At 54.0% G+C, this 11,634-nt stretch carries 11 protein-coding genes and 1 tRNA gene; 10 read left to right on the forward strand and 2 right to left on the reverse strand.

What is annotated here, in order from left to right; genetic code table 11:
- The first annotated feature begins 16 nt into the window (after nucleotides 1-16).
- The 7 genes from trxB to QJ48_RS18360 all read left to right on the forward strand — a co-directional run bounded on the left by trxB (nucleotide 17) and on the right by QJ48_RS18360 (nucleotide 7,882).
- On the forward strand, nucleotides 17-964 hold the full coding sequence (gene trxB / locus QJ48_RS18330) for a thioredoxin-disulfide reductase (protein ID WP_010500406.1): 948 nt from the start codon (nucleotides 17-19) through the stop codon (nucleotides 962-964).
- A 242-nt stretch (nucleotides 965-1,206) separates the two neighbouring features.
- Nucleotides 1,207-2,157: an ROK family glucokinase gene (locus QJ48_RS18335; protein WP_054974990.1), complete on the forward strand. Its 951-nt coding sequence runs from the start codon at nucleotides 1,207-1,209 to the stop codon at nucleotides 2,155-2,157.
- Nucleotides 2,158-2,475: 318 nt separating this feature from the next.
- On the forward strand, nucleotides 2,476-3,375 hold the full coding sequence (rapZ, locus tag QJ48_RS18340) for an RNase adapter RapZ (protein WP_054974991.1): 900 nt from the start codon (nucleotides 2,476-2,478) through the stop codon (nucleotides 3,373-3,375).
- A complete protein-coding gene (gene yvcK / locus QJ48_RS18345; RefSeq protein WP_054974992.1) occupies nucleotides 3,372-4,361 on the forward strand; it encodes a YvcK family protein in 990 nt (329 codons plus the stop codon). Before rapZ ends, yvcK begins: the two co-directional genes overlap by 4 nt.
- A gap of 5 nt (nucleotides 4,362-4,366) precedes the next feature.
- Nucleotides 4,367-5,296: a DNA-binding protein WhiA gene (whiA, locus tag QJ48_RS18350; RefSeq protein ID WP_054974993.1), complete on the forward strand. Its 930-nt coding sequence runs from the start codon at nucleotides 4,367-4,369 to the stop codon at nucleotides 5,294-5,296.
- A 259-nt stretch (nucleotides 5,297-5,555) separates the two neighbouring features.
- On the forward strand, nucleotides 5,556-5,825 hold the full coding sequence (locus QJ48_RS18355; protein ID WP_010500412.1) for an HPr family phosphocarrier protein: 270 nt from the start codon (nucleotides 5,556-5,558) through the stop codon (nucleotides 5,823-5,825).
- Nucleotides 5,826-6,013: 188 nt separating this feature from the next.
- Nucleotides 6,014-7,882: a stalk domain-containing protein gene (locus tag QJ48_RS18360; RefSeq protein WP_054974994.1), complete on the forward strand. Its 1,869-nt coding sequence runs from the start codon at nucleotides 6,014-6,016 to the stop codon at nucleotides 7,880-7,882.
- A 147-nt stretch (nucleotides 7,883-8,029) separates the two neighbouring features.
- Here QJ48_RS18360 and clpP read toward each other — a convergent pair whose 3' ends face one another.
- Nucleotides 8,030-8,611 (reverse strand): ATP-dependent Clp endopeptidase proteolytic subunit ClpP, encoded by a 582-nt coding sequence (gene clpP, locus QJ48_RS18365; RefSeq protein ID WP_054974995.1) that lies wholly within the window; start codon nucleotides 8,609-8,611, stop codon nucleotides 8,030-8,032.
- 121 nt (nucleotides 8,612-8,732) lie between these two features.
- Nucleotides 8,733-8,807: transfer RNA gene (locus tag QJ48_RS18370), tRNA-Arg, on the reverse strand.
- Between the two features lie 311 nt (nucleotides 8,808-9,118).
- Between QJ48_RS18370 and QJ48_RS18375 the strand changes: the two genes are divergently transcribed.
- The 3 genes from QJ48_RS18375 to pgk all read left to right on the forward strand — a co-directional run.
- Nucleotides 9,119-10,147 carry a sugar-binding transcriptional regulator gene (locus tag QJ48_RS18375; RefSeq protein WP_054974996.1) on the forward strand — a complete coding sequence of 343 codons (1,029 nt, stop codon included), beginning with the start codon at nucleotides 9,119-9,121 and terminating at the stop codon, nucleotides 10,145-10,147.
- 99 nt (nucleotides 10,148-10,246) lie between these two features.
- Nucleotides 10,247-11,251 (forward strand): type I glyceraldehyde-3-phosphate dehydrogenase, encoded by a 1,005-nt coding sequence (gap, locus tag QJ48_RS18380; RefSeq protein WP_010500417.1) that lies wholly within the window; start codon nucleotides 10,247-10,249, stop codon nucleotides 11,249-11,251.
- Between the two features lie 272 nt (nucleotides 11,252-11,523).
- Nucleotides 11,524-11,634: phosphoglycerate kinase (gene pgk / locus QJ48_RS36030; RefSeq protein ID WP_082420571.1), on the forward strand; the 111-nt coding region annotated here is incomplete at its 3' end.

The raw sequence follows: 11,634 nt of genomic DNA on the forward strand, positions 1-11,634 counted from the left end.
GATAGGAGGAACCTCTATGTACAAATCGATCGTAATCGGAACCGGCCCGGCGGGACTTACGGCTGCCATTTATTTGGCCCGCGCCAACCTGAACCCGCTCGTCATCGAAGGACCGGAACCGGGCGGGCAATTGACGACGACCACCGAAGTCGAGAACTTCCCGGGGTTCCCGGAAGGAATCATGGGCCCGGAGCTCATGGACAACATGCGGAAGCAAGCGGAGCGTTTCGGCGCCGAGTTCAAAACGGGCTGGGTGAACAAGGTCGATCTGTCCAAGCGTCCGTTCAAGCTGAATGTGGAAGGCCTCGGCGATATCGAAGCCGAATCGCTCATCATCTCGACTGGCGCTTCGGCGAAGCTGCTCGGCATTACGAACGAGAAGGAAAGCATCGGCCGCGGCGTCAGCACCTGTGCAACGTGCGACGGCTTCTTCTTCCGAGGCAAGAAGATCATTGTCGTGGGCGGCGGCGACTCGGCGATGGAGGAAGCGAACTTCCTGACCCGTTTTGCGACGGAAGTGCGCCTGGTGCACCGCAGAGACGAGCTGCGTGCCTCCAAAATCATGCAGGACCGCGCGCGCCAAAACGAAAAAATTACATGGAGCCTGAATCGCACGCCTCTGGAAGTCATTTCCGGAGAAAAAGGCGTAACGGGCTTGAAGGTGAAAAACAACGAGACCGGCGAAGAGGAAATTATCGAAACCGACGGCATCTTTGTAGCGATCGGCCACAAGCCGAACACGGACTTCCTCGGCGGGCAAATCGTCACGGACGAAGTCGGTTACATTTTGGTCAAGCCGGGAACGTCTCTGACCAACGTCGAAGGCGTCTTTGCCTGCGGCGACGTGCAGGACAGCAAGTACCGCCAAGCGATTACGGCGGCCGGCAGCGGCTGTATGGCGGCGCTCGACTGCGAGAAGTTCCTGGAAGGGCATATGGTGCACGACTGGAGCAAGTCCCTGTAACAACGCCATTTAGGCGTGGAACTCTGCGTTCTGCGCCTTTTTCATGCTTAAAAAAATTACCTTCCGTCTTAAGCCTCTTCCGTGATTAAGCGACTGGAAAGCGGTCATTGACACTTTCTCGACACACTCTCGGAGGAGTCTCCGGCTTCCCCATGGCTAATCTTGACCTTCTAGGTAGGTTGCCTTATAGTTGGAACAGGAGCTTACAGATAACGGATAGGGTACGAGGTGATTCGACAGGTATGGGAGAACGTGTTTATGTAGGAGTCGATTTGGGAGGAACCGCGATTAAAGTCGGATTATGCGACGAGCAGGGCAAGCTGCTGCAAACGTACGAAGGTCCGACCGGTACCGAACATGGCGCAGAGGTAGTGCTGGAAAATATCGCGCAGTATGTGCGTAAGCTGGTTGACGAATCTCCATATGAATGGGAGCAAGTCGCCGGCATCGGTGCGGGAATCGCCGGGTTCATGGATATTCCCGAAGGCTTCATCAAGCTGTCGCCCAACCTGGGCTGGCGCAACGTGCCGGTCAAGAAGATTCTGGAAGAGAAGCTTGGCAAAACGGTCAAAATCGACAACGACGCTAATGTCGCTGCGCTTGGAGAAGCATGGAGCGGCGCAGGCGCGGGCATTCCGAATGTCGTCTGCTATACGCTGGGCACCGGAGTAGGTGGCGGGGTCATTATCCATGGCCGCATCTATCAGGGTTACAATGGCATGGCCGGCGAGCTCGGCCACATGGTTGTCGTGCCGGATCTCGAGGCAATCGAATGCGGCTGTGGCAAGAAAGGCTGTCTGGAGACCGTATCGTCGGCGACAGGCATCATCCGCATGGCCAAAGAAGCCGTGGAGCGGGGCGAGCATACGTCTCTGGCGCTTGTCGAGAACATTATGGCGAAAGACGTGTTTGACGCGGCCAAAACGGGCGACGAAACGGCGCTGCGGATCATTAACCGCGCCGCGCTGTATCTCGGCAAATCGATGGCGGCGATTTCCGTCGTTCTGAACCCGCAGCGCTTTATCGTGGGAGGCGGCGTATCCAAGGCAGGTGAGATCCTGTTCGATGCGATTCGTAAGTACTACAACGAGCATGCCCAAGAGACAGCCAAAGAAGGCGTGGACATCGTCCCGGCCGTTCTCGGCAACGATGCCGGCGTCGTCGGCGCAGCGGGCCTCAACCTGCACAGCTAAAGGCAGGCGACCGACCTGCACGGCTCATGAAGCCTGCGCATCGGTCCAGCATCCGCTGAAGCCCGGAAACCCGGGCCGGATTTTTACGTATAAACAACCGGCGCGACAAATTTCAAAGCGCCAACAGATAGATATATAGCGAAGGTCGGGTCTGCGTAAGCAGCAGGAAAGATAACGGAGAGTTTACGTGGTCCCTTTTAAATCGTGTTCCGACCATTTTATTATTATTCCAGGAACACGATTTGAACAGGACCCGTAGGTACTTTCCTGCTGCGACAGAGAAAAGACCCGAACGGAGCGTCCTCAGGAGGAGCAGCCATGGAAGATATGCAAACTCTCGGAAAGCTGGTCATCATTACGGGCATGTCCGGAGCCGGCAAGACGATTGCGGTGCAGAGCTTGGAAGACTTGGGCTTTTTTTGCGTGGATAACCTTCCTCCGGTGTTGATTCCCAAATTTGCCGAGCTGATCGAGCAGTCCAAAGGCCGGATCGGCAAAGTTGCGCTGGTTATCGACCTGCGGGGGAGAGAGTTTTTCACTTCGTTGTCCGAATCGCTGCGCTACTTGAGCGAGAACTACACGCTGACGCACGAGATTTTGTTCCTCGACGCCATGGATTCCACGTTGGTGCAGCGGTATAAAGAAAGCCGGCGCAAGCACCCGCTGGCCCCGACGGGAGCTCCGCTGGAAGGGATTCAGCAGGAGCGCAAGCTGTTGGAGGAGCTCAAAGGCCACGCTACGCAGGTGATCGATACATCCAACCTGAAGCCGGCGCAGCTGAAGGAAAAAATCATTTCCCGGTTCACCAACCTTGAAAACAGCGGCATTTCGATCAACGTCATCTCGTTCGGCTTCAAGTACGGCATTCCGATCGACGCCGATCTTATTTTTGACGTCCGCTTTTTGCCGAATCCGCATTATGTGGACAATCTGCGCCCCAACACCGGGCAAGACCCGGATGTGTACGAATATGTCATGAAGTGGACCGAAACCCAGGAGTTTCTCGCGAAGCTGCTCGACATGCTCCACTTTCTCGTTCCCCAGTACAAGAAAGAAGGCAAAAGCCAGATCGTCATCGGCATCGGCTGTACGGGCGGTAAGCACCGTTCGGTGGCGATTGCCGAATATCTCGGGAAAATGATGGGCAATAGCGAAACGGAAGTCGTTCGGGTCAGTCACCGCGATTCCGAACGCGACCGGGTTGAGGTGAAGAAATGACGTTTGACCGGGAGAGGGAAACGTACATTCCGCGCATCGTCGTGATCGGCGGGGGGACAGGGCTGTCAGTCATGCTTCGGGGACTAAAGCATAAGCCCGTGGACATTACGGCGATTGTCACCGTAGCCGATGATGGGGGAAGCTCGGGCATTTTGCGGTCGGAGCTGGAAATGATTCCGCCGGGTGACATCCGCAACGTCTTGTCTGCGCTGGCGGACGTGGAGCCGCTGCTCGGTCAGCTGCTCGATTACCGTTTTGATAAAGGCAACGGATTGGCAGGCCACAGTTTGGGTAACCTAATGTTGGCAGCCATGTGCGACATCACCGGCGATTTCGTCACCGGCGTGCGCGAGTTAAGCCGGGTGCTGGCCGTGCGCGGGCGCGTTCTTCCGGCTTCCGATCATTCGATCGTGCTGCGGGCGCTGATGGAGGATGGGTCGATTGTCGAGGGAGAATCCAATATCCCGAAGGCAAGAGGCGTTATCCGCGAGGTGTCCATCGAGCCGAAGGACGTTCGGGCGCTCCCGGAGGCGCTGGAAGCGCTGCGGGAGGCGGACGCGATTCTAGTCGGTCCGGGAAGCTTGTATACGAGCATTTTACCCAATCTGCTGGTGCCGGAAATCGCCAAAACGATCGTCGAGTCGAATGCGCTCAAAATTTTTATTTGCAACGTGATGACTCAGCCGGGCGAAACCGACGATTACAAGGTCAGCGACCATCTCAAAGCGGTGCGCGACCACGTCGGCAGCGAGCTGTTCGACTACGTGATCGTGAACAACGGGGACATCCCGGAGCAGGTGCAGAGCAAGTATGCCGAGCAGGGGGCCAAGATCGTTCCGCTCGATTTGGACGAAGTGACCAAGCAGGGCTATAAGGTCATAGCCGACCAGCTCGTTCTGTTCCGGACCTATCTGCGTCATGACGCAGAAAAGCTGAGTCAACATATTTATCAACTGGTGGAGAGCTGGATGTTCAAGAAGAGGTGATTCCCATGTCCTTCGCCGCCCAGACGAAAAAAGAACTGACCATGACGGAGTCGGAGCGCTGCTGCGAGAAAGCCGAGCTGTCCGCTCTCATCCGCATGAACGGGGCTGTGCAGTTGACCAGCCAGAAGATCGTCCTCGATATTTCGACGGAAAACGCCGCGATTGCCAGACGCATTTATTCGCTGCTCAAAAAATCGTTCAAGGTGCATACCGAGCTGCTCGTCCGCAAAAAAATGCGGCTCAAAAAAAACAACGTGTATATCGTACGCGTGCCGAATCAAGTGCAAAACCTGCTGTCGGAGCTGCATATCGTCTCCGAAGGGTTTTTGTTCACCCCCGGCATTGAACCGGATATCATCAAACGCAGCTGCTGCAAGCGCGCTTACTTGCGCGGGGCGTTCCTTGCGGGCGGCTCCGTGAACAATCCGGAGGGGTCGTCGTACCATCTGGAGATTTATTCGATGTACGAGGAGCACTGTCAGGCGCTGGTGCGGCTGGCCAACGAGTTCGATCTGAACGCCAGATGCATCGAGCGGAAAAAGGGCTTCGTCCTCTACATGAAAGAAGGCGAGAGGATCATCGAGTTTCTAAGCCTGATCGGCGCTCACCAAGCGCTTCTCCGGTTCGAGGACGTCCGGATTATGAAGGATATGCGCAATTCCGTGAACCGCTTGGTCAACTGCGAAACCGCCAATCTGAATAAGACGATCGGCGCCGCCGTCCGGCAGATCGACAACATCCGGCTGCTGCAGAAGGAAGTGGGGCTGGACAACTTGCCCGACAAGCTTCGGGAAGTGGCGGAGATCCGGCTCAAGCATCCGGATATGAACCTTAAAGAGGTCGGCGATCTGCTGAAAGGCAAAGTAAGCAAATCCGGGGTAAACCACCGGCTGCGCAAGATCGATGAATTGGCTGAAAAGCTGCGGAAATCGTGAGTAGAATCGGCCAATTATAGATTTTTTGTGTAAATTTGCAATAATTCTAGTGCAAACTGCCGAAAAATGATATAATGTTTGAAAAATCGCTTTTTTTAAATCGGTTTCGGGTAGACTGTCTTCCAGATTGCGCTTCAATGCCGAAATCGTTGGTCAACCGTTTGTCTATGTCCTGCAGGACGATGTATTCGTTTACGCTAAGGGCGTTATGCCCTTCCTTATTTTTAGGAATTCAAAGATTGTAGGGGGTATTGGTTGCATGTCGAGACGCCCAGTAGTCGTCAAGTTGAAAACAGGCCTTCACGCCAGACCGGCAGCGCTTTTCGTTCAGGAAGCGAATAAGTTTTCTTCGGAGATTTTTGTGGAGAAGGACGAGAAGAAGGTCAACGCCAAAAGTATTATGGGCATTATGAGTTTGGCTATCAGCACAGGAACCGAAGTTCACATAAGTGCGGAAGGTTCGGACGCCGAACAGGCTGTAAACGCTTTAGTCACATTGGTCAGCAAGGAAGAGCTGGAAAACCAATAAACCGCCACAGGGCTTCCGATCCGGAAGCTTTTTTCTTTGCGGCGTTCCTTATTTTGTCACATAGGATACTTGTAAATAAAGCGCAACCTTTTTTGGGCTGATGCGTCTAATTTGACGTGTCTTTGAACCGGAAAAGGTTTTTTTCTGTATCGGGCACCATTAGAAGCGCAGAAAGAGGAGTAGAGGGAATGAAGCCGTTGAAGAAAGAATGGGTCGTTCTGCTGGTTATGGCCATGCTGATGTCGTTTGGCATTGCGCCGCTGGCATCCGCCGCAGAGAAAGAAGCGCCGAAGTCGCCTGCCCCAGGGAAAGAAGCGCCGACGTCGTCCGCCCCGGGGAAAGAGGCGCCACTGACGTCTGCCCCAGAGAAAGAGGCGCCGATGTCGTCCGGAACCACCTATGTGCTGCTGTATATCGATAAGCCCGATGCCTTCTTGAATGGCAAGCAGGTCAAACTGGATGCGCCCGCGACGATTCTGAAGGACAAGACGTTCGTGCCCGCCAAGTTTTTGGGCGATGCGTTCGGGATGAAAGTCGAATGGAACGATAAGACGCGCCAAATCGAAATGGTGACGCCAAGCCATAATATCATGATCGACATCGACAACAAGTCGGTGTGGATTAACGGCTATTGGATGAAGTTCGACGACGTAGCCGCGATCGTAAACGGCCGCTTGATGATTAAACTGACTTGGCTGGCCGATTACATGGGAGCGAAGTATACGTACAACAACGAGCTGCGCCGCGTGGAAGTGCTGCATGTGAAGGCGCCGACGGGTATTTTCGATCCGAATCGGGGCAACTCGAATCCGGTAGCGAAATTTACGTTCGCCCAGCCGAGCTACAAGATCGGGGAACCGGTCAAATACGTGGATCTGAGCTATGACCCGGATGCGGAAGGGATTGCGCGGTATGAGTGGACCGGGAAGCAGGAAGCTTTCTTCACTCCCGGGACGTATCCGATTACGCTGACCGTATGGGATATTCACGGTAACAAGAGTGAGACCTATGCCCGCAATCTGGTCATCGGGAACGACACTTATCTGAGTGCGATTGAATATCCGATCTTCATGAAGCCGGTTGGCTCGTTTATCAAGACCGACTGGAGCATGCTCTGGGGTACGTTCTGGGAGCTGCCGCAGCTGCCGAAGACGGTGAGCGAAGACCGTTCGCGTAAACTGCTTGTCAGCGACAGCCCGGAGACGTTCACGGAGCGTGGTATTTTGTACCAGGATGAAGTGGAAGGCAAAGGACGTCTGTACGCCGATCACATCAACGGGACGAAGGAAAAGGTCAGCATGGCGATTCTCGCCAAAAACTTGACGGACAAGCCGGTTACGGTCAAGACGACGAACAAAGGCGAAGTGTGGCCTTCGGTGTATGCCAATTTGATCGGCAGCGAAGCGACGGTCGATTTCCTGATGAACGACCAGATCAACGAGACGATTACGATTCCGGCTCACCAAACGTTTATTTACAAGCAAATGCCGGATTTCTATCCGGATCAAGGCGTTAACTTGTTCTATGATGTCGAGACCGACGGAAAAGTGCAGTTCTCGTTCGTAGCCGACCGTGAAATTTCTCAAAATTCGCTGACTCTGCCGCTGCTTCCTTTTGAGGGGCATGTAAGAGGCTCCTTCCCGGTATCCGAGATGACGTGGCAGATCGATGCTTCTTCCTTTACGAAGCCGTCCCGCCTCTTGATTGGCGACGGAATTACCGATCCGTTCCAGCCGGGATACGATCCGATGCGCAAGATGGAAGTGAAGAACGACGGCAACTACGGCGTCATTTATAAGATTCATGCCGACAAGCCTCGGAAGATGGCCGTCATGATTTTGCCGAAGGGCGGCGTATACAAAGGACCGTTCAAAATTAACGGCGACATCCGTCTGGCTCCTGCATCCGGGGTGATGACCGCTTTCGACGGCATGCAGATTCTGGCCAAAACGACGGGCAAAGAAGATTCGCTCGATATCGAATTCAGTCCGCCGGCCGGCTCGGCGCTGCCGATCGAACTGATCTTCTATCCGCTCGATGAACGTGCGGCGGAATAAAGGTAAATAACAAGGCCTTGCTCTTCACCCGCCAATGCGGTTTCGGAGCAAGGTCTTTTTCTACGCAAAAAAAGCCCGGCCATTCGCACGGAGGCATCCAAAGATGCGCCGTGGAACGGCTGGGCTTTTCGTGCTGACCTGATCGGGTTATACGCGTTCGATAACTTTGTCGATCAAGCCGTAGTTTTGAGCTTCCTCTGCGGACATGAAGTTGTCGCGGTCGGTGTCTTTCTCGATGCGCTCGAACGATTGGCCTGTGCGCTCGGCGAGAATCGTGTTCAGCTTGTCGCGCATTTTCAGGATGCGCTTCGCGCGGATCTCGATATCGCTGGCTTGGCCTTCGGCTCCGCCGAGCGGCTGGTGAATCATAACCTCGCTGTTCGGCAGGGCGAAGCGTTTGCCTTTCGCTCCCGCGGCCAGCAGGAAGGCGCCCATCGATGCCGCCATGCCGACGCAGATCGTGGACACGTCCGGCTTGATGAACTGCATCGTGTCATAGATCGCCATCCCCGACGTAATGGAGCCGCCAGGGCTGTTGATATACAAGCTGATGTCTTTATCCGGATCGGTTGCGGCCAGGAACAGCATTTGTGCGATAATCGAATTGGCTACAACATCGTTGATCGGACTTCCGAGAAAAATAATCCGGTCCTTGAGCAGACGCGAATAGATGTCATATGCGCGTTCTCCTCTTGCATCCGGTTCGACAACCATTGGAATGAAACTCATCGGCTGCAGCCTCCTTTATATTCAAACTATAACCATCATAAACGAAAAACAAACAAAGGTCAAGAAAGGTCAAACCAAGGAAATAAAAAAACCAGTTTTGCTCAAACTGATTGTGTGTAAATGGCGCGCCCGCAAGGAATCGAACCTTGATCTCAGGCTCCGGAGGCCTACGTCATATCCATTGGACCACGGGCGCATATGAAAGTTAAGTTTGCTGTGCTTCAATAACTGACAGCAAAAATTATTATAAGCCATAAGCCCAAGAAAAGCAACCTTTTGGCAATAAAAAAATTTTTCATGCTGAATTGCCGCAAGAATAGCGGCTCCGGACCGCTAACGGAATGTCGAACGGTGACGAAGGCACTTGATGCGAAGGGAAGAATGGGTTATAATGGGGACACTAAGTGAAACAAACTTAGTACTTTTTTTAGAGTATGTGGGACTCAAAATGCAGCACTGGGACAAAAAACGTCCAACAAAGCTGCAATCTTAAGCGGGTGTGAATCCATGAGAGAAATCCTCGACATTCAAAAGCAGCTTTTGCCCGATCTGGTCGACACCATGAAGAAGCGATATACGATCCTGCATCACATCATGGTATCCGGCTTGGTGGGCCGGCGGACGCTGGCGCTGTCGGTGGGAGCGACGGAGCGGGTGCTCCGCGCGGAAGTGGATTTTCTGAAGGAGCAGGGCTTGATCGAAGTCGAAGCTTCCGGCATGCGGATCAGCGTGTCGGGCAGAGAACTGCTGGAGCGGCTCGAACCGCTCGTCAAAGACTTGTTCGGTCTGACGGAGCTGGAAGAACGCATACGTTCGCACTTCGGCTTGAAGCAGGTGATCATCGTCCCCGGCGACTCGGACGTTTCCCCTCATACGAAGAAAGAGCTTGGCCGAGCCGGCGCCTCCGTATTGCGGAAGCTGGTCGGCGAAGACGAGACCATTGCCGTAACCGGCGGCTCCACGATGGCTGAAGTGGCCTATCATTTGACGCCGGCGACTCCGATGAAGGGCTGCTGGTTCGTACCGGCCCGCGGCGGACTCGGGGAAAGCGTCGAGCTTCAGGCGAACACGATCGCCTCGACGATGGCGAAGAAAGCGGGCGGCCGCTATCGGCTGCTGCACGTTCCGGACCATCTCGGCGAGGATGCATATCAATCGCTGATGCAGGATAGCCACATTGCCGAGATCATCGCCTTCATCCGCGGTGCGCGGATTGTCGTTCACGGCATCGGAGAAGCTATGGTAATGGCCAGACGGCGTAAGGTGGACCCGGAGACGACCGAAAGCTTGCGGCGCGACGGCGCGCTTGCGGAAGCGTTCGGGTACTATTTTGACCGGGACGGAAACATTTTGCACAAAATGCCGACCATCGGGCTGCGCATCGAAGACATTCACTGCATGGACCATGTGATCGGAATTGCCGGAGGCAAAAGTAAGGGCGAGTCGATCGCTTCGGTATTGAAGCACGGCCACGAGGACGTGCTGGTCACCGACGAGGCGGCTGCCTGGGAAGTTGTCAATCGCTTGCTATCTTGACGGGCTCTGCCTGTCTTGACATATCGCTGCCGCGGTCGTAATTCTACGAAACCTTGCCGGGAGCAGCGGACACCAAATCATTTCTAGGAGGCTTTCAACATGGTAAAAGTTGGTATTAACGGTTTTGGACGTATCGGTCGTAACGTATTCCGCGCAGCACTTGGCAATCCTGAGGTGGAGATCGTCGCTATCAACGACTTGACGGATGTAAAAACGTTGGCTCACCTGCTCAAGTACGACACGACTCACGGCCGTCTGAACGCTACGGTGGAAGCTACCGAAGGCGCGCTCATCGTGAACGGCAAAACGATTAAAGTGTTCGCCGAGCGCAATCCGGAAAACCTGCCTTGGGCTGCAAACGGCGTTGAAATCGTCGTTGAATCCACAGGGATCTTTACCGCAAAAGAGAAAGCCGAGCTTCACCTGAAAGGCGGAGCGAAGAAAGTTATCATCTCCGCGCCTGCAACGAACGAAGATATCACGGTTGTTATGGGCGTTAACGAAGATAAATACGATCCGGCTCAACATACGATCATCTCCAACGCATCCTGCACAACGAACTGCTTGGCTCCTTTCGCCAAAGTTATTAACGACAAATTCGGTATCGTTAAAGGCATGATGACGACGGTTCACTCCTACACGAACGACCAGCAAGTGCTCGACCTGCCGCATAAAGACCTGCGCCGCGCTCGTGCAGCTGCTGAAAACATCATTCCTTCGACGACAGGCGCTGCGAAAGCCGTATCCCTCGTACTGCCGGAGCTGAAAGGCAAGCTGAACGGTATGGCGATGCGCGTTCCTACGCCGAACGTATCGGTTACGGACCTCGTTGTTGAACTGAGCAAAAACGTAACGGTCGACGAAGTAAACAGCGCTCTGAAAGAAGCGGCTAACGGCCCGCTGAAAGGCATCCTGAACTACTCCGAAGAGCCGCTCGTATCCAGCGACTACAACGGTGATCCGGCTTCCTCCACGATCGACGCGCTGTCCACGATGGTTGTCGGCGACAACATGGTGAAAGTGGTATCCTGGTACGACAACGAGTGGGGCTACTCCAACCGTGTCGTCGATCTGGTAAGCTTTATCGCGAAAAAAGGTCTGTAATGGTAAAATTGTGGTGATGTTCTGAAAACCTGCTTGAAAGACAGCTCGCTTATCGTACGCAATGGGATGTGTCTCCGGGTTCTGTTGAACTTTCGTTTCTTTTAACAATATTTGATAGAATGAAACGAAAATTCAAAGGAACCGCGCTAGCGCTCTACGACACACCCCATTTGCGCTCGCGCGAGCTGCCTTTCAATAATGGAAACCAGGCACATTCCCACAATTTTTTGTGTGTGGGTAGGAAGAGACAAAACCGCTGGGAGGCATGGAAGATGAATAAGAAAAGCGTTCGTGACGTAGAAGTTAGCGGTAAGCGCGTATTTGTCAGGGTCGATTTCAACGTGCCGCTGGAGAACGGAAAAATTCCCGACGATACGCGGATT

It is taken from the genome of Paenibacillus sp. A3 (assembly GCF_001399685.1).
Classification (GTDB): Bacteria; Bacillota; Bacilli; order Paenibacillales; family NBRC-103111; genus Paenibacillus_G.

What these genes read in the sequence shown, in the direction of transcription:
- trxB (WP_010500406.1), top strand. Translation starts at nt 17, where the DNA reads ATGTACAAATCGATCGTAATCGGAACCGGCCCGGCGGGACTTACGGCT.
- QJ48_RS18335 (WP_054974990.1), top strand. Translation starts at nt 1,207, where the DNA reads ATGGGAGAACGTGTTTATGTAGGAGTCGATTTGGGAGGAACCGCGATT.
- rapZ (WP_054974991.1), top strand. Translation starts at nt 2,476, where the DNA reads ATGGAAGATATGCAAACTCTCGGAAAGCTGGTCATCATTACGGGCATG.
- yvcK (WP_054974992.1), top strand. Translation starts at nt 3,372, where the DNA reads ATGACGTTTGACCGGGAGAGGGAAACGTACATTCCGCGCATCGTCGTG.
- whiA (WP_054974993.1), top strand. Translation starts at nt 4,367, where the DNA reads ATGTCCTTCGCCGCCCAGACGAAAAAAGAACTGACCATGACGGAGTCG.
- QJ48_RS18355 (WP_010500412.1), top strand. Translation starts at nt 5,556, where the DNA reads ATGTCGAGACGCCCAGTAGTCGTCAAGTTGAAAACAGGCCTTCACGCC.
- QJ48_RS18360 (WP_054974994.1), top strand. Translation starts at nt 6,014, where the DNA reads ATGAAGCCGTTGAAGAAAGAATGGGTCGTTCTGCTGGTTATGGCCATG.
- clpP (WP_054974995.1), bottom strand. Translation starts at nt 8,611, where the DNA reads ATGAGTTTCATTCCAATGGTTGTCGAACCGGATGCAAGAGGAGAACGC.
- QJ48_RS18375 (WP_054974996.1), top strand. Translation starts at nt 9,119, where the DNA reads ATGAGAGAAATCCTCGACATTCAAAAGCAGCTTTTGCCCGATCTGGTC.
- gap (WP_010500417.1), top strand. Translation starts at nt 10,247, where the DNA reads ATGGTAAAAGTTGGTATTAACGGTTTTGGACGTATCGGTCGTAACGTA.